Annotated in this window: 16 protein-coding genes and 1 pseudogene; 8 read left to right on the top strand and 9 right to left on the bottom strand. The window is 64.9% G+C overall.

The features are described from left to right. The first annotated feature begins 798 nt into the window (after positions 1 to 798). The 3 genes and pseudogenes from CPH93_RS29410 (at position 799) to CPH93_RS29400 (ending at position 3,462) form a co-directional block, all read left to right on the top strand. On the top strand, positions 799 to 1,989 hold the full coding sequence (locus tag CPH93_RS29410; protein WP_159395065.1) for a helix-turn-helix domain-containing protein: 1,191 nt from the start codon (positions 799 to 801) through the stop codon (positions 1,987 to 1,989). Between the two features lie 66 nt (positions 1,990 to 2,055). Further along, a pseudogene (locus tag CPH93_RS29405) lies at positions 2,056 to 2,882 on the top strand (IS5 family transposase); the annotation flags it as partial. Between the two features lie 40 nt (positions 2,883 to 2,922). Further along, the gene (locus CPH93_RS29400) at positions 2,923 to 3,462 is read left to right on the top strand and encodes a tektin family protein (RefSeq protein ID WP_231976984.1); all 540 of its coding nucleotides are present in this window, start codon (positions 2,923 to 2,925) and stop codon (positions 3,460 to 3,462) included. Here the strand turns inward: CPH93_RS29400 and CPH93_RS29395 are convergent. Next, on the bottom strand, positions 3,374 to 4,240 hold the full coding sequence (locus CPH93_RS29395) for an alpha/beta fold hydrolase (RefSeq protein WP_096214542.1): 867 nt from the start codon (positions 4,238 to 4,240) through the stop codon (positions 3,374 to 3,376). The two genes, CPH93_RS29400 and CPH93_RS29395, sit on opposite strands and share 89 nt — an antisense overlap. 65 nt (positions 4,241 to 4,305) lie before the next feature. Here CPH93_RS29395 and CPH93_RS29390 point away from each other — a divergent pair, with 65 nt between their 5' ends. The 3 genes from CPH93_RS29390 (at position 4,306) to CPH93_RS29375 (ending at position 6,688) form a co-directional block, all read left to right on the top strand. Next, positions 4,306 to 4,860, top strand: a complete 555-nt coding sequence (locus tag CPH93_RS29390) for a helix-turn-helix domain-containing protein (protein WP_096214541.1) — start codon at positions 4,306 to 4,308, stop codon at positions 4,858 to 4,860. Between the two features lie 296 nt (positions 4,861 to 5,156). Further along, the gene (locus CPH93_RS29385; protein WP_159395064.1) at positions 5,157 to 5,810 is read left to right on the top strand and encodes a 2'-5' RNA ligase family protein; all 654 of its coding nucleotides are present in this window, start codon (positions 5,157 to 5,159) and stop codon (positions 5,808 to 5,810) included. Between the two features lie 218 nt (positions 5,811 to 6,028). Then, complete coding sequence (locus CPH93_RS29375) at positions 6,029 to 6,688, top strand: HAD family hydrolase (protein WP_173909905.1); 660 nt, start codon at positions 6,029 to 6,031, stop codon at positions 6,686 to 6,688. A 167-nt stretch (positions 6,689 to 6,855) separates the two neighbouring features. Here CPH93_RS29375 and tyrS read toward each other — a convergent pair whose 3' ends face one another. The 6 genes from tyrS to CPH93_RS29350 form a co-directional block, all read right to left on the bottom strand. Then, positions 6,856 to 8,124, bottom strand: a complete 1,269-nt coding sequence (gene tyrS / locus CPH93_RS29370) for a tyrosine--tRNA ligase (RefSeq protein ID WP_096214538.1) — start codon at positions 8,122 to 8,124, stop codon at positions 6,856 to 6,858. Positions 8,125 to 8,204: 80 nt separating this feature from the next. Next, complete coding sequence (locus CPH93_RS29365; protein WP_159395063.1) at positions 8,205 to 9,401, bottom strand: glycosyltransferase family 4 protein; 1,197 nt, start codon at positions 9,399 to 9,401, stop codon at positions 8,205 to 8,207. A gap of 4 nt (positions 9,402 to 9,405) precedes the next feature. Then, positions 9,406 to 10,275, bottom strand: coding sequence for a phosphotransferase family protein (locus CPH93_RS29360; RefSeq protein WP_231977492.1), 870 nt, complete (start codon positions 10,273 to 10,275; stop codon positions 9,406 to 9,408). Between the two features lie 80 nt (positions 10,276 to 10,355). After that, positions 10,356 to 11,417 (bottom strand): glycosyltransferase family 9 protein, encoded by a 1,062-nt coding sequence (locus CPH93_RS35520; protein ID WP_159395061.1) that lies wholly within the window; start codon positions 11,415 to 11,417, stop codon positions 10,356 to 10,358. Next, positions 11,414 to 13,009: a pyridoxal phosphate-dependent decarboxylase family protein gene (locus CPH93_RS29355; protein ID WP_159395060.1), complete on the bottom strand. Its 1,596-nt coding sequence runs from the start codon at positions 13,007 to 13,009 to the stop codon at positions 11,414 to 11,416. The genes CPH93_RS35520 and CPH93_RS29355 overlap by 4 nt, the downstream gene beginning before the upstream one ends. Before the next feature lie 126 nt (positions 13,010 to 13,135). Continuing rightward, a complete protein-coding gene (locus tag CPH93_RS29350; RefSeq protein ID WP_096214535.1) occupies positions 13,136 to 13,735 on the bottom strand; it encodes a DUF4254 domain-containing protein in 600 nt (199 codons plus the stop codon). Between the two features lie 341 nt (positions 13,736 to 14,076). Here CPH93_RS29350 and CPH93_RS29345 point away from each other — a divergent pair, with 341 nt between their 5' ends. Next, positions 14,077 to 14,724, top strand: coding sequence for an HAD family hydrolase (locus CPH93_RS29345; RefSeq protein ID WP_096214534.1), 648 nt, complete (start codon positions 14,077 to 14,079; stop codon positions 14,722 to 14,724). A gap of 12 nt (positions 14,725 to 14,736) precedes the next feature. Then, entirely contained in the window at positions 14,737 to 15,606 is an 870-nt protein-coding gene (locus tag CPH93_RS29340) for an NAD(P)-dependent oxidoreductase (RefSeq protein ID WP_107470898.1), read from the top strand. Positions 15,607 to 15,631: 25 nt separating this feature from the next. Here the strand turns inward: CPH93_RS29340 and CPH93_RS29335 are convergent, their stop codons facing one another. Next, positions 15,632 to 16,186 (bottom strand): guanylate kinase, encoded by a 555-nt coding sequence (locus CPH93_RS29335; RefSeq protein WP_096214533.1) that lies wholly within the window; start codon positions 16,184 to 16,186, stop codon positions 15,632 to 15,634. Further along, positions 16,183 to 17,223 (bottom strand): AAA family ATPase, encoded by a 1,041-nt coding sequence (locus tag CPH93_RS29330; RefSeq protein WP_096214532.1) that lies wholly within the window; start codon positions 17,221 to 17,223, stop codon positions 16,183 to 16,185. The genes CPH93_RS29335 and CPH93_RS29330 overlap by 4 nt, the downstream gene beginning before the upstream one ends. Between the last annotated feature and the right edge of the window lie 36 nt (positions 17,224 to 17,259).

Below are 17,259 nucleotides of genomic sequence, written 5' to 3'. Positions count from 1 at the left end.
ACGCTCGTCACAGGTGACCTCCGCAACGAGGGATCCCGGCGGTGTGCCATACCCGTGCGTGGAGGAGCCCCCACAACCCGGCAGCGGCACCTGGGGTGGCGTCGACCTGCGGGGTGAACGCGACGTGAGCAGTTTTTTCGCTATCGACCACGTCAGGACCTGAACATTTCGGTCGGTGCGGGCACATATAGAAGCTATCCTTTCTGACCTTTCCCTCGATGCCTGGCCGACCAGGGAAGAGGGGCCACCTCGGCTGGGACACAGCCCGGCAAGGTGAGTGCCAGGAGAGGAACTGTCGCTCACCGCATCTCCCCTTCCGGTTGCGAATGGTCGCTTCAACGACTAAATCCAGCCAACACAGTTGATCGAGCTGGCCCTCCACCTGACGGTGCACCGCGCGTCGGCGCACCAGCACCGTCTGAACTCAAGTGACGATCGCGCCTATTGAGCAGGTGAAGGCGTCCTACCGCGCTTATCGCGCTTGATGGCGGGAGGTTGAGTGTGCCTGCCGCACTTCCCTGCTGCACATCCCGACGGTGATATCACTGAAGTGATAACGACCAAACGTTGCATGTTAATTGAGACCAGGGGGCAGGAGGTGTGGTGGTCTCGGAGGGGGATCGTCGCTGTGGTCGGTGTGGTTGCCGGTTAAGTCGGTACAACGCCGCTCCGCGGTGCGGGGCATGTGCACGTGCTGCTGGCCTAGGTGAGGCGAGTCTGCCGTCGTTGAGGGTGCCGGAGCATGCTTGGCGGGACCACCAGGTACGGGAGGCCCTGGCTGCATGGGACCTGGGGAAGATGCTGAGCCTGGTGCGCCGGCTGGCCTCTCTTCGGCAGGAGGACATGGCGCAGATGACGGGGCTTAGCCAATCCGCCTTGTCCATGCTGGAAAATGGAACCCGGCCTCTCACGCACATCGACAAGATCACCAGACTGCTCGATGGGCTAGCAGTTCCCCCTGAACTTGTACGGCTGCCGCTGACGCGTTCTTCCACCGCACTTCGCGCCGTGGAAGGCGATGGCTCCGATGCTCCAACGCTGGAGGAGATCCCGCCTTATGAGTGGGAGAGCCCACTCGCAGTCGCCAAAAGGATGAACACCACCATCACCTCGAATACTGACCCCGAGGCCGTGAAGGTCCTCCAGCGGTCGGTGGGGGACATCGTGGCGCGCTACGAAGCCAGAGGCCCGCATCGAATGGCGCCCGAGGCAGAAGACCTGCGTAGGTACGTGCAAGAACTCTTGGACGGGCGGCAGCCACCCCGCCAGCAGGAAGCGCTGTTCCGACTGGCAGCACAAGCTTCCGGACTGCTTGGCTACATGGCCGTCAGCGCTGGCCGTGACTCCTTGGCGGAGGCGTACTGCGCTGAGGCTGAGAAGCTCGCAAGTGCCATTGGCGCTCAAGACCTCCTGATGTGGATCGCCGGCACCAGATCCCTCAACGCGTACTACTTGGGTGACTTCGCAACGGCCGCTGGGTGGGCGGACGCGGGCATTGACCTTGCACCTGGGCGTCCACAGGCTATCCGGCTGTTGGCCAATGGACGGGCGAGAGCACTGGGCAAGATGGGCGACAGGAAGGGAGTCGAACGGGCACTTGCCGAGGCAGAAGAACTCACCGTGCGGCACCGGCCACCTGGCGGGCTCACCTCATGCATCTTCTTCGCCCCCTACAGCCCGGCCCGAACACTGGCAAACGCGGCTACTGCGCATCTCGCGCTCGGTGACACTAAGCGAGTACTGGAGTGCGCTGGCCGGATCGACGATCTCGTCGAGCGATCCGATTCCGCATGGAGCCGCACGCTGGTCCGTCTGGATGTGGCTACGGCTCTCCTCAATGGGGCAAGCCCTGACGTCGAGCACGCGATGACGATTGGGCAGCAGGTGCTCGCGGCCGGTAGCGGGCCGCCAATTCGCTCTGTCGTTCAACGTGTCGGTGAGTTGAACGCTCTCAGAGGGTGTTGTGCGAGTCCTGGGCGGCTCTCGTAGTGCTTGAAGGCGGGTTGTCCGGTTTCGGAGCTTGCGGTTCGCGGTGGTTGCGGTGTGCTGGTGGTCGTGGGTGAGCGCGCTCCGTACCCGAGCGACCTGTCGGATAAAGCCTGGAAGCTGATCCGGCCGATCATCACCGCATGGAAGGCCCGACATGCCTCGGTCAGCGGGCACGAGGGACAGTACGAGATGCGGGAGATCGTCGACGCTATCCTCTACCAGGCTCGCACCGGCTGCCAGTGGCGCTATCTCCCTCACGACCTCCCGCCATACACGGCCGTGTACTACTACTTCGCCAAGTGGCGCGACGATGGGACCACTGAGACTGTCCACGACCTTCTGCGCTGGCAGGTCCGCGAGAGCCGCAAGCGGCGCAAGGACCCCTCCGCCGTCGCTTTGGACACACAGACCGTGCGTGCCTCCACGAACGCGCCCAAGGAGACGACCGGGCTGGATGCGGGGAAGAAGAGCCCCGGTCGCAAACGGGGCATCGCCACTGACGTCCTGGGCCTGCTCATCGCCGTCGTCGTTGTCGCGGCCAGTGTCCACGACAACGCGATCGGCGTCACGCTGCTGGACAAGGTCGCCGCTTCCGCGCCCACGGTGACCAAGGCATGGGTGGACGCAGGGTTCAAGAACACCGTCGTTGACCACGGCGCCCACCTGGGCATCGACGTGGAGATCGTCCAACGCAAGCCCGGCGCCAGAGGGTTCGCGCCGGAACCCAAACGGTGGGTGGTCGAGCAGACCCTGGGCACCCTCATGCTCCACCGGCGCCTCGCGCGCGGCTACGAGACCAGGCCGGCCAGCTCGTGGCGATGATCCACTGGTCCATGGTCGACGTCATGCTCCGTCGTCTCACCCGTGCTTCCACCCCGAGCTGGCGCGACCCGCCGGCCTTGTGCTCAGTACCCCCGAGAAGCGGGAGCGTCGATGAGGGAACTCCTGGACAAGATCGAGACCCGGCAGCAGCTTGTTCGCGAGACGGTCAAACGGCTGCGTGACCAGATCGCCCGTCTCGCCGAGCAACTCGCCGCCGCCGAAAACACCTTGAGACGACTGGAGATCACCCGCCAGACCATCTGGGAACTGGCCGCCGAGAACGGCGCTCCGCCGCCCGAGCCCCTGCCTTCCGGATACCGAGAGATCCTGGCCGCCATCGAGGAAGCCGAGGAAGGACTCCGCGCCAAGGACGTCTGCCAGGCGCTCGGCCTGGGCACCGAGCCGCGGCACACCGAAAGCACCCGCGCCAAACTGAAACGCCTGGTGGGCCGCGGCATCCTCGCCGAGCCCGAACCCCGCCTGTTCACCCACGCCAAGCCGACGCCAGCCGCCCCAGAGGCCAACTCAAACTGGCATCCGGCGAAGCCCGCACAATACCCCCTCAGGCCGACCGGACGCGCCGGCCCGGAGCCCGGTCGAGGAGGTTTTCGCCCCAGTTCGCGACGGTCCCTGGCTGCTCGGCCTGGATGAAGTGACCCGAGTCGACCTCTTCGAACCGACCTTCCGGCAGCGTCTGGACCCAACGTCGCTGGTGTTCGGCGAGAGCGGCGTGCTGCTGTTCCCGGCCCTTCACCGGGCGGGATGCCGAGAGCAGGACGGTCGGACATGTCGGCAGGACAGGCGGCTCGGCGCGGAGCTGGGGAATGGCTGCGGCCACGGCCTTGAACTCCTTCCTCGTCTGCGCGATGCCGGCCGGGACGATGTCCTCGGCGAGCATGGTCGCGTAGGTGTCCGCAGGGAAGACGCGGCGGATGTTCCCGCTCACCATGCGGGCCAGCGTGCGCGACCGGACCAGCGCCTGCGTCGCGCCCATTGCACGGCCGACCTTCCTGGCGGTCCGGTCGAACGTGTCGTAGACGGGCGCGCGCTCCGGCGTCGGATCGAGCAGCAACAGCCCCCGCAGCCGCGGCCCCAGACTCTCCACCGCGCGGCGCGCGACCAGCCCGCCCATGCTGTGCGCGACGAGCACGAAGGGGCCGGGGACGACTGCCTCGACCATGGCGACCAGGTCCGCGGCCATGTCGTCAATACCCAGCTGCACCGCCGTCCGGCCACTGCGGCCGAAGCCAGCACGGTCATAGGCCACCAGCCGCGCCCGATCCGCCAGCAGCGGCAGCACCGGGTCCCAGCAGGTACGCCCCAGGCCCCCGCCGGCTTCGAAGACCACCCAGTCCGGCCCCCTGCCGGACTCCTCCACATAGACCGAGCGACCGTTCACCCGCACCGCACGCCCCACTGCCTGGCGCATGTTCCCCTCCCGCACCCTTACGTTTCCAATTTCGATAACGGTATCGCATATGAAAGAGTAGCGTCATGGATGCCACCGACCTGCTTCTCCATCCGGTGCGCTTGCGCGTGGTGCACGCGCTCTCCGGCGGCCGGGTGCTGACGACCGCCCAGCTGTGTAAGCGCATGCCCGAGGTGGGGAAGGTGACCGTGTACCGGCATGTCGCCCTGCTGGCCGAGGGAGGCTTCCTGGAGGTCGCCGAGGAGCAGCGGGTGCGCGGCGCCGTCGAGCGGCACTACCGGCTACGTCAGGACCGCCCCGTCGTCGACGCCGAAGCGGCTGCCGCGATGTCGCTGGACGACCACCGCAGAGGCTTCGCCGCCGCCATGGCCGTGCTGATCGCAGAGTTCAACGCCTACCTCGACCGCGACGGCGCCGCCCCGATCGCCGACGCAGTCTCCTACCGCCAGGGCACCCTCTGGCTCAGCCCGGACGAACTCGCCGAGATGAACCACAAGTTGCTCGCGATCCTGGGCCCCCTGCTCGCCAACCAGCCAGAGCCGGGCCGCGCACCGTACCTCCTCAGCCGTATCTTCTTCCCATCTGAGCAGGCACCCTCTGACGAGGAGCGGCCAGGCTGACAAAGGCTCACACAACAGCCTCTCACAGCACACTGGCGAGGTCAGGTGCGGGAGTTCGCCGAAGCGCTGCAGTCGTGGAGGGCGACCCCGCAGAACCAGCTCATCTCCAAGGTCTGCGACGATGACCCAGTCGTGTGATCGGTCAAGGAGCAGCGGGTGCAGCGACTCCAATACGAACAGACTTCCTTTCCGCCGGCCCCGCCCCCATCTCTGACAGACCCCTCAGTGATCGCCAGGCACGAATGGGCCGCCTTAGGCAGGGTCAACGAGATGGTGAATCACTGGGACAGGCCCGGGTGGACAACATCCACTCGCGCGTATACTGGATGATCACCTTCCCCGGCGCTGCGGCGCTTATCCAGCGGGCTCAGCAGTGCCAACAGGCTCTGCAATCCCTCGTCTTCGACGACATCCCCGAAGACGGCCTCCACCTGACGCTTGGACGTATCGGGCCGTCGACCGAGATATCGCTGGCCCAGCTGGATTCTTTGATCGCTTCCGTCCAGGTCGCTGCCTCCTCCTTTTCCCTGCAGGCAGTGCCTATGACCGCCTCCCGTGGCGCGATCCGCTTCAGCGTCGCGCCATGGACGCCCTTGATCGACCTGCGCATCATGCTCGCGAAGGCGGGGGCTAGCGTCGGCCTGCCACTCCGGAAACCGACAACGGGATTCCGCCCACACATCGCCATCAGTTACTGCAACCGCCTATTGCCTGCGGCCAGCGTCCGGGACGTAGTGAGACCCTTGCGCGCTCTCGAAGCCGTGGAGACAGAGGTAAGACAGGTACACATCGTCGAGCTGCGTCGTGAGCCGTCGGCATACCGATGGGAGGTAGTGCACACGCTCGACCTCCCCACAGCACCGCTGCGACCAAGCGACGGAACGGGCGCAGGTCAAGCACAGGACGGCCTTCACGCGTTCGAACACGGTGATCATCGGAGACTCTCTTGAGGACGTCCGCACGGGCCTTGAGGGCGGCGCCTCGGCCCTCGGGCAAGACCTCCGCGCAGGACCTCAAGGAAGCGGGGGCCGAGGTTGTCCTCGACAGCCTGGAAAACGTAGCGCAGCTGGTGGCTGCGATCGCTGCCGTCACACACTGAACAGGCGCCCCTCGTCTGGAGAGCAACAGTCCTGTCAGCCCCATACGCCGCGGGTCTACACTGCCGATCATGACGCAGAGCCCTGTCGAACTGGTGATCTTCGATTGTGACGGCGTACTGGTGGACAGTGAGCGGATATGCGTCAAAGTGGACGCGATGATCATGGCTGAACTGGGATGCACGTTCACCGAGGAAGAGATCATCGAGAAGTTCGTCGGCTCGTCCACCGAGGTCTACACGGCCGCCGTAGAGGAACAGCTTGGACGGCGTCTGGAGAAGGACTGGCTGCAGCAATACGAGCATCTGTACCAGGCGGCCTTCGACGCGGAATTGACCGCTGTCGATGGCGTCGCAGAAGCCCTGAGCAGCCTCACCACACCTGTCTGCGTCGCATCGAACACTCACCACGCCGGCATCCGGAGAAACCTGGAGATCGCCGCGCTGAGCGACCACTTCGAGGAGCGCATCTTCAGCGCAGACGACGTCCCCCGGGGCAAGCCTGCCCCCGACCTCTTCCTGCACGCTGCTCGCTCCATGGGCGTGGAGCCCGAGCGGTGCGCGGTGATCGAGGACAGCGCGTATGGAGTTCAGGCAGCACGTGCCGCCGGTATGCGAGCCTTCGGCTATCGCGGCGGCCTCACACCAGCCACGCGACTGGAAGGACCAGGCACCACCCTGTTCGACGATATGCGCGACCTGCCCAAGCTGCTGGCCATCGCTCGGCACTGAACTTCAGCAGTGCAGTCGCAAGCAATCGGACCGGCCGCTGCGCCATTCACGACCGGTCCGCGGGTTATTGCCGACGGGCCTGCTTACCTCACGGTAGCCGTAGCCCAGGTTCGGGAGACGGAGCTACTCCTCCCGCTCACGGCTGAGCGTCCATCTCCCAGGTTGCTTCAGGCCCCGGTGACCTCGATCGCCGCCAGGTTCTTCTTGCCCCGGCGAAGCACCAGCCAGCGTCCGTGCAGGAGCTCGTCAGCCGTGGCTACCGTGTCCTCGGAGGTCACCTTCACGTTGTTCACGTAGGCGCCGCCCTCCTTCACGGTGCGGCGGGCGGCCGACTTGCTCGCCGCGAGGCCAACCTCCGCGAACAGATCGGTCACCAGGCCGAGTTCGCTCACCTTGGCGTTCGGGAGCTCGGAGAGCGCAGCGGCCAGCGTCGCCTCGTCAAGGTCGGCGAGCTTACCCTGCCCGAACAGCGCCTTCGACGCGGCGATCACGGCGGCGCACTGGTCGGCGCCGTGCACCAGCGTGGTCAGCTCCTCAGCGAGTGCACGCTGTGCGGTACGGGCTTGCGGCCGCTCCTCGGTCACCTTCTCCAACTCCTCAAGCTCCTCACGGGACTTGAAGGAGAGGATGCGCATGTACCGGGAGATGTCCTGGTCGTCCGTGTTCAGCCAGAACTGGTAGAACGCGTACGGAGTGGTCATCTCCGGGTCAAGCCACAGCGTGCCGGTCTCCGTCTTGCCGAACTTGGTCCCGTCCGCCTTCGTCAACAGTGGCGTCGCGAGCGCGTGCACCTCGGCGTGCGGCTCCATGCGGTGGATCAGATCCAGGCCGGCCGTGAGGTTGCCCCACTGGTCGCTGCCGCCCGTCTGGAGGGTGCAGCCGTACCGCCGGTACAGCTCCAGGAAGTCCATACCCTGGAGCAACTGGTAGCTGAACTCCGTGAAGCTAATGCCTTGGTCGGACGTCAGGCGCTGGGCGACCGAGTCCTTGGTGAGCATCTTGTTCACCCGGAAGTGCTTGCCGATGTCCCGCAGGAACCCGATCACGGTCAGACCCGAGGTCCAGTCCAGGTTGTTGACCATGGTCGCCGCATTGTCGCCCTCAAAGGAGAGGAACGGCTCGATCTGCGCGCGCAGCCGGGTCACCCACTGGGCGATGATCTCTGGGTCGTTCAGGGTGCGCTCGGCGGTCGGCCGAGGGTCACCGATGTGGCCGGTCGCGCCGCCCACGAGTGCCAGCGGCCGGTGCCCGGCCTGCTGGAGCCGGCGGAGGGTGAGCACCTGGACGAGGTGGCCCACATGCAGGCTGGCCGCGGTGGGGTCAAAGCCGCAATAGAACGTGACGGGACCGTTCGCGAGAGCCTTGCGCAATGCGTCCTGGTCAGTGGCATGGGCGATCAGCCCGCGCCACTGAAACTCGTCGACGATGGCCGTCACGGTCCTGTGTCTCCTAGAGTCGCGTGTGTCAGTTTGGCGGCCAGTGTAGTGCTCCAGGCGGCCTTCTGCGTTTGCACTGGTCAGCGGCCATTTCGAGCAGCGCTCAGGTCGTCGCGCGCCCCGGAGCGTCCCGAATCACGCCACCCGCACCATACGTCGAGTAGTCGGCCGATCACAGCTTCGCTTTGGCTGCGATAGTCACGCACCAGTGCTTTGCCGTTAGCCACGAGTCGGGCCCTGAGCGCAGGATCATGATCGATTGCGTCGATGGTCTGACCGAAATTTCGTGCGGCCCGCTTGATGTCATTTGGCGAAACCAGGGGATACAGCACATTGCCTTCGAGCTCATAGCCATCGATCGGTGGCGGGGAGACGAACATCGCGGCATTCCCCAGCTCGGGCAGGCTGCCTATTCGGTGGGCCACGACAGGTACTCCTGACTCCATTGCTTCAAGCGCAACTCGTGGGAGACCTTCCGGGCCGAGGGATGGTACGAGCAGGATCCTGGTGCGGTTATAGATCGTGGTGGGGTCCGGACTGAAGGAGGCCACTTGGACGTTCGGTGAGGGCGACACGTACGGCGGGACGTCCGGCCAGGTCTCCACGACAAGGTAGGCGTCGCCGGGGCGCTGACGAACGAGTGCGTCCCAGACACGCCGTCCCTTGATGGGGTGGTGGTTGATCAATGTCAGGGACCGACCCACCGCGCCTACGGGCGCCGGGCTGACTCGTCGCTCGGGCAGGAGGTTAGGGAGCACCTGCGCCGGCACACCGGTCTGGCTGTGGAAGGCGTCGGCCATCGTCTGGCTGACCGCGTGAACACTGGCCTGCCGCATCAGATCGTAGTAATGCCGAACCTCGTCGGCAGGGTGGTCAAGGCTTGTGGGGTAGAGCTGGTCGGTCACGAGCACTGCTACATGCCGCCCACTCGCAAGGCATTCGTCCAGCACGGCTGGATGCGCTTCGTTGAGCCGGACTGCGCAGGAGTTGAGCAGGATCACGTCCGGGTCCAGGTCCTTCAGAAGATCTCGAAGACCCTGACGGTACGCGCTCGCTTGGCCCGGGGCGCCGATGAGGGTTTCGTGGACAGTGCATCCCTGGACGGTCCGGGTTCTGCGCTCGATTCCAGGATTTGTGTGTTGGGCGATGCAGGCGAGGCTGGCCGGGTGGCCTCGGCTGATGACGCGTTGCAGCAGCTCGCGAACTTGAAGGAACAGGCCATTGGTGAAGCCCTCGCGGGTGAAGTCGTCCAAGCTCACGAAGACGGTTCCGGGCATGGCGTTACTCCTTGTGGGCCGCGGCGGCGGCGAAGAAATCGAGCAAGGTCCAGAGCCGGGAGGCGATCTTGCTGTTAGCCGAGGGCGGGCCGGTGACGCTGAGGGGGCTGGGGGAGAGCATTTTGAGGCTGGCGATCGCTGAGTACAGGTCGAATACGCGCTGTCGAATGGGGCCGACACACAACGGCGCGGCAACTTGTTCGATGCAGTCCGCCTCCGGTCCACGGGCCAGAAGGCCGGCGCGAGCGACGCCGAGGGGGTAAAGGGCGTCACCGAACCCGAGCTCGTCCAGGTCGACGATCGCCGTGACTCTTCCGCCATCCACCAGCACGTTCTGGTGAGTGGCATCGATCAGGTAGGGCAACGGGTCGATGCGATCGAACTCGGCGCGGAACTCGCCGATGGTTTTGCGGATTTCTCCGATGGCCGGCCTCTGCCGCTGCGCGGGCGTTAGCTGATCGATTGCGCCTGTGAAGTACTCCCAGAGCACGTCCGACCAGCGGGGGTGGCAGCGAAGGTCGCTGTAACTGGCGATGCCGCCGTATCCGGGACCGGGTGGAAGGTCGCTCATGCGGTGTCGGATGTCGAGCAGGTCGCCGGCAACTGCACGCTTCTCCGCGGCCGTAAGGTCGGCGTAGACGTTACAGAGGTCATCCCCTGGTGCTTGCTCAACGAGCATGATCGGCCAGGGCAGTTCGGTCCCCGTGAGGTCCATGGACAGCACGCGGGGAACGGGCACTCCCACCCGAGCGAGCTGGCGCCGCCAATACGCGAATCCCGCGAAGCACTCGGCGCGGTCATGTCGAGTAATCCGCGCTATCACGGACCCACCGGACTTCAACCCCACCGTGAACACGAAGTGACTGCGGCCCATCGAGATTCGGCAGGCCGTCACTGCCTCTTGGCGCAGGCACCGACTGGCAGCCTGTAGGACTTCCTGCTCTGTGGGCGGCTTCATGGCAGGAGCAATTCTGTTGCTGCGAGCGGGATAACACTCAGGCTGGCGTAGCCCCGAAAGAACGACCAGGTCGTCTCGAAGTCGTCGGTGCTGACGATCAGGCCGGGCGCGCCGAGGCAACCCGCGAGGTGGCCCAGGCCGCTGTCGCACCCCACGAAGAAACGGCATGACAGCAGGCGGGCGACCATCTCGGGAAGGTCTGCCCGTACGTAGGTCAGGTCTTGGCCGAGGTAGTCCTGGGTGTCAGGACCGCCGAGGACCTGGACTTCGCCGTGTGCTGCAACCTGGTTCAGAAGCCGTCGGGACGACTGCCGCGGCAGCGGGGTGCTGGAACGCGCATCGAGCTGGCAATACACCACATTTTCTTGGCCACTGGGGGTTGGCGCTTCGCGGAGGGGAAGTGGCGAAACTTGGTGGCGAGCTCGTCCCCCAAAGGCGCCGGTGACGGCGTGGTTGAACCGGTCAAGCCATGGGAGGCTCCATGAAGATCGGGCGAAGATCGCGTCGCCACTGATCGCCTCGCTGGGCGAAGGGACATACCTCACTCGCCCGCATGCGAACGTCTCGACAACTTCAGCGAGGATGGGCGAACCGGTGACGGCAACTGACCCTATGGCGTTGTCGCGGCAGTAGTTCTCCAGGCCAGTTACGATGCCCAGCGCATCGCCAAGACGGTTGTGCCGGGCGAACCACATCACGGCTCCGTCGGGGAGCGTCGTTGGCGGCGTGTCCGCCTCTGACGGAACTCTTGCCGCATCGGCGAGCTGTTCGCTCAGGCAGCTCAGGCCGCGTTGGCCGCAGCGCCACGTCCGGGGAACTGCCGGGATGTCCACTGCAGGCTTCTGGTGGGCATCGACAAAGCGCACTTCATCGAATCCGAATTCCTCGATGAGTTCACCGATCGCTGGTGGCCCGCTTACCTCGACTTGGGGTATTCCATGCGTCCGGGCGTAGGAGGCGAGGCCAGCCGTCAGCTCGACGCAGTCACGGGTGGGGATGTCGGCCGCGGCGAAGTGTGTCGGCAGCTCTTCTCTTCCGTTGATCGATGTTCGGTTCACCGGGCCTCCTCGCGTGCGTCTGTATCCGGATGAATGGCGTCGAACTGTCGCTTGCCCTTGAGGAGGCGCACAATCAGCTCCCTGGCGTGAGAACCGGAGAAGTACGGGTTGAGGGAGTACACCCGCAGAGCCACGACCGGCTCGCCAGTCGGGGTGTAGAACGCCGCGGAGGTCTTGCTCAGCGCGATCTGCTCGGCCTCTGGTACGCGTTGCCGCGAAAGCCACGCAAACAGGTCAGACGTGTACTGGTTTATTCGGCGCACTGAGCTGGTGTCGCTGAAGTCCTCGTCGGTAACGGCCGGGTCATCCGGCGGATAACAGCGCAAGAACACATCCGGGCCGTACGAATGTTTGTTGATGGCCGTCATATCGCGAGCTGCCAAGGCATCAACGTGTCGACGAAGGGCTTCGGCTGCCTCAAGCGCGTGACCGAGAAGTTTCCGCATTCCCTGCTTACCCAGGGCCTGCAGGCCAACCCAGGTCGCGACCATGTTGGCCGCTGACCTAGACGTTTCCAGTGTGAAGGTCCCGGGGTTGTAGGCGTCCTTATCGTGGAACAGCGGAGTCATGACTCCGCCGTCGCGACGTAGCCGCGAGAAGTCTCGCCCGTCTCGCATGATGATCATGCTGGACGTGTACGGCGCGAACCCTGTCTTGTGGAAATCGGTTCCGAACGAGTCGGCGTGCCGCACCGTTCTCAAGCGCTCCACAAGCCGTGAGAGTTTGGCCACGACAGGTGGGCTGAATCCGAGGGGATTGCGATGCAGGTCGTAATCGAGGAAGCAGAGATAGGCCCAGCCGACGACAGTGTCTGCATGGACATGGGGCATGTAATCCAGACCATATTCGGAGACCAGCCGATCCCGCATCGCAGCGATCTCGGCGAAGTCATCAACAGCCATATTGGAGGTCGTGCCGCCAGCGCCCATGATGCAGGCAAGTCGGTGCCCGCGTGCCAGCACATCGCGGCAGGCCGCTTCCATCGACTCCAGGTCTGTGGTCTGGTCGGGCAGCGACGCAGCGGATATGTAGTTTTGGGTACCGATCCCAAGCCACGCGCAGGCGGACTTCTGCGAGTAGTGCGCCGGCCAGGAACCGACGACGGCCATCCCAGGCTCGATCCCCCGCTCGGCGTGGTCGGGCTGCGCCTTGGAGATGCCAACGTTGATCGCGTACAGGTTGGTCGCAGTCCCCCCGAACGTGAACAGGCCACCTGCCTGATCCGGGTCATACCCCGCCAGCCGCGCCATCGCCTGGGCACAGGACAGCTCGGCGGTAAGGGTCTCGGCGGCATCCTCTCCAGTGACGCCGTTCGGCATGAACAACGACACCGCGCACAGCGCCGCCAGGTTGACGAACGACGGTGGCGGAACGACGTTCTTGGCGAACATGTGGTGATGTACCTTGACCGATCCAGCCAGCCACCAACGCAGTTGGCTAAGAACCGTCTCCGAGGCGACTGGGTCCTCCAGCAGGTGTCCGCCACCTACCGGTGAACGCCCGTCTTTCTGGTCCCAGCGCGGATACACGGGCCCCGCACCCTGATGGCTCAGCGCCTCATCGAGTGCACCGCGGATGAGCTCGACGAGCACGTCCGCGTTGTCGCCATCGGGGCGCAGAAACAGGCCATTGCGCCAGTCTGCGAACCCATCCCCATACCCAGAGCAATCAGTTGTCATGGCGGACCCCAGTGCCTTGGAGGAGCAACACGACCGCGCTCATCGTCCGGGCTTCCCGTAGAGCTTCATGCGCTCAGGTCGGGGCGTGCGCCGTCGACCAGAGGCAAGGTCCTCACAAGCGACTGCGATAGACCACACGAGATCGTCACGCTGACGACGCAGAATCGCGACACGTTCCGCCGCGCTGGCGTCACCCTCGACGAGTTGCGCGGTATGCATGACCCGCAGCGTCTCCACCGACAGGCGATCCAGCGCCGAGCCGATGGACTCAGTAAGGGGAGGCACGTCTTGGTCCGCACCCCACGTCGCATCAAAGATTCGATCGATCTGCTCGATGAGTTCGTGGCGACGGCTGTTGAGTTCGTCGATCTCCCGTTTGATGGCCGGAATCTCCCCGTCTACAGCTCGCCGCACCCGATCTTCGGCGTCCCACTGCCGGCTGTTGTTCGCATACAGCCGGTTCAGCGGCTCCAGCAACTCCGGCGAGCGAGGAAACGGCATCCCGGCGAGAGCATCCTCGCACCATCCACGTTGCCCATTTTGTATGTCGAAGCAGCATTTACCCTGAATAATTACAGTTCGCGGGTATTGATCACGCTCGCCCGTGTCTAGATCCAGCTGAGCAGGCATATTCGTCATCAGCGGTATCCCCCTTCGGTATCTCGTTGGATCAGCCCCTGCCGACGGCCATGGGAGACAGCCGTGAGCGCGAGCGGAGGGTGGATGCAAGAGTGACCCATCGGCGCGAGTCGATCACATCACCGTTGTGATATGCCCATGACCTGCGCGCCAATCGATCGCTGAAGCGCTGAGCAACGACGCCATGAACGTGACGGCATAGAGAAGGACTTGGCGAATCGGGTCCGTCTCGTCATCTGACGCGCCCGTCGGCCGGTCAGCCCACGCTGCGCGAGACCTCGTCATCATGGCGCCCAACTGCGCGTTCCGGACAACTCACGGGTCCCGTAAGGTCTGCTTTCATGCAGCGGTTGGCGATCTTCGATCTTGATAACACCCTTGTTGACCGCCAAGGCCCCCTGACCGACTGGGTCTCGGCTTTCTCCTCACAGAACGCGCTGAGTGATCTTGACCGAGCGGATCTGCTCCAGTTGGTGCACGCGCGTGCCCACCCCTCGGCCTTCGAGACGATCCGTGCGCAGTACGGCCTTAACCCTTCGGCCGAGGCGCTGTGGCGTGACTACTGCGTATACATGGCTCGCTCGGTCACCTGCCCTGCTGATGTGCTTGAGGGCCTGTCCACGCTCCGACGCACCGGATGGAAGGTCGTCGTCGCCACGAACGGCACCACCGAGATCCAGACCGCGAAAGTGGCTATGTCGGGGATCGTCGATCATGTTGATGCGGTGTGCGCCTCTGAGGCAGTCGGAGTGCGTAAGCCGGAGGTAGTGATGTTCGAGAAGGCGGCCGCCGCATGCGGAGCCGACCTCGCACTCGGCGGCTGGGTGATCGGCGACGGCGTGGACACCGATATCCGCGGCGGCAGAGCGGCCGGACTGCGCACCATCTGGATCAGCGGCAGCAGGACCTGGCCCGGAGGCGACGCGGAGCCGGACCACGCCACCACTGATGTATGCCAAGCGATCGATCTGCTGCTCACCGTGAGCTGAGAGGACGTGCCCGTGGACTCTGAAGCGATCACGGTTGGGCTGCTGCATCCCGGCAGCATGGGCGCCGCCTTCGGCGCCCAGTTGCGACGGCACAACGTGCAGGTGCTGTGGTGCACGGACGGCCGCAGCAGCCGGTCTCGGACACGGGCCGAGAACGCCGGCCTCGAAGGCGTACATAGCCTTCCGCAGCTGGTGGCGCGCGCCGATGTGCTGCTGTCTCTGTGCCCGCCTGCCGCGGCAGTGGATGTCGCACAGCAGGTGGCAGCCTGCGGCTTCGACGGCCGGTTGTACATCGAGGCGAACGCAATCACGCCGCGCCGCGTCAGGGATGTCGCAGAGCTTCTTCCTGGCGCCGTGGTCATCGATGGCGCGGTGGTCGGCTCCCCGCCGGTGGGTGGTAAGCAGCCCACGTTGTACCTGTCCGGAGTCTCTGACGGCTGCTCTCAGGTCGCGTCCCTCTTTGCCGCGAGTGACGTGAAACCGCATGTGCTGGGTGCCGAGGTGGGGACGGCCTCTGCGCTGAAGCTGTCGTATTCGAGTTACCAGAAGGTCTCCCGCATCCTGGCGGCGCTCGCCTACGGAGTCGCTGATGCGAACGGCGTTGCCGACGAGCTCGTCAAGATCGCCGGGAAACGGGGTGGCAGCTACCTGACCGAGACCGGCTACATCCCCAAGACGGCTTCGCGTGCCTGGCGCTGGGGTCCTGAACTGGACGATGCAGCAGCTCTGCTGCGGGAGGCCGGGCTGCCGGACGATCTGATGCGAGCGGCCAGCGGAGTCCTTCACCAATGGGCAGGCGCCCGAGACCGTGAACTCACCGTCGCCGAGGCGCTCTCGCTCCTACATGTCGACCACGGTCGTGAGGGGCATGACGAACCGTAGCCGGGTACTCGCGGTTCGCCCGCGGTCAGATACCGCGGCGAATCAGCAGATCGATCTTGTGCGCCGCCTCTGCAGGCGAGACGGCGTCGGTATCAAGCCGTAGGTCCCAAGCGAAATCCGTGCTGGTCTCGATGTCCTGGGCCGTCGCGTCCCAGGCGGAGAGCCGAGCCTCGGTATCGCTGTCACCACGCCCCTTGGAGCGGTTCGCGGTGCTCTCCCGCGAACACCACAGGAGCACGCTGGTCCACGAGGCGGGGAAGTTCTCCACCACCGCCTCAATACCTGCGATCTGCCCGAGATGCAGGATGGGAATGCTCCCGTCCTGCATGGCCTGGGCAAGGCTGGGACGGTCTACGAGGTAGGTGTTGCCGTACCTGTCGTTGCGGTAGATCACGTCTCCGCGTGCCTCAAGCTCTACCAGCTCATCGGCGGTCCCCATCCGGTAGCCACGAGTACGGCCACTACCAATCTTGAGACGCATGAACGCGCGATAGGCGTCGTTGAAGTCGCACAGTGCCGTGGTGATGGTGTCCTTCCCGGATGCGGGCGGACCGTACAGCAGAATGCCGCCCCGGCTCATGCGAACACCGTCCCGAAGACCTGTCGAACCTGATCGGTGAGGGATATCGCCGTACCGAGACGGTTGTCGACCACCAAGTGCGGTACGACCGGACGCAGTTCCGGATCAATCGTCGCCGCGTACTCATCCCAGTTCTGCAACTTCCAGCTGTCGCGGGCTGCCGAGCGGAAGCTGATGTACTCGTGCATGGTCTCAAGGTCACACTGGATCCAGATCACCGCCACCGTCACTCCCCGCGCCTCACACCGGTTGATCAACCGGCGCATCCACCGCTCGTCGCTCACCTCAGCAACGAACGGCGCGGTGAGCACAGTGCTGATCGAACAGTCGACATTGGCGTAGGCGGTCTCCAGCAAGCACTGGTACTCCAGGGGCCGCACCTTCTCCCGATATGCCGAAGAGTGGCGGTCGTTTGGATCGCTTCCCAGCTCAACGAGCAGCCGCTCCACAAGCGGACGGGTGATGGGGTCTTTATCGAGGACCGGCCAGCCGGTGAGCCGCGAGATGAACCGTGAGAACTCCGACTTCCCACTGCCGGCGAGGCCGCCCACCATCAATAGCGTGGGCTGATTCGGGTCGCCGCCCGTGTGACGACGTCTCCACGCGTCAATGATCCGCTGCTGAACCTCCTGGCCATTGCTGTCGCCATCACCCGGAGCGATCTGCAGCACCGCGCGCTCAACGGCCAGCACGTGATCGCCGAGCGGCTCCACCTTCGAGGGTGTGAGTCGGAGCTGAGTCTGCTCACCCGGCAACGCCTTCCGGAACCCCAACTCAGGCTCGGTAGCCCGGTACAGAAGGCAGTAGGCCCGGCGGTAATGCGGGCCGGGATACACCTCACCCTGCTCGTGCTGCCACAACGTCTGGAAGTTCGCTGCCGGCACGGTGATTCCGGCGGCGCGCGCCACTTCACGTAGCCGCTCACCGGCACCCTCAAGCGTCAGGCCATGTGCTTCGCGCATGGAGCGAAGCTGGCCCGGATGCCACCCCGCGCGGGTCTTCGCCATGACTTCTACCGCCTGCCCGTTATTCACCATGATCGGGACACTAAGTCTGCCCCGCGCGAACGCATG

It is taken from the genome of Streptomyces sp. 2323.1 (genome assembly GCF_900221035.1).
In the GTDB taxonomy this organism is placed as follows: domain Bacteria; phylum Actinomycetota; class Actinomycetes; order Streptomycetales; family Streptomycetaceae; genus Streptomyces; species Streptomyces sioyaensis.
The sequence above is the reverse complement of the archived record's forward strand: the minus strand, read 5'-3'. Positions and strand labels throughout refer to the sequence as shown.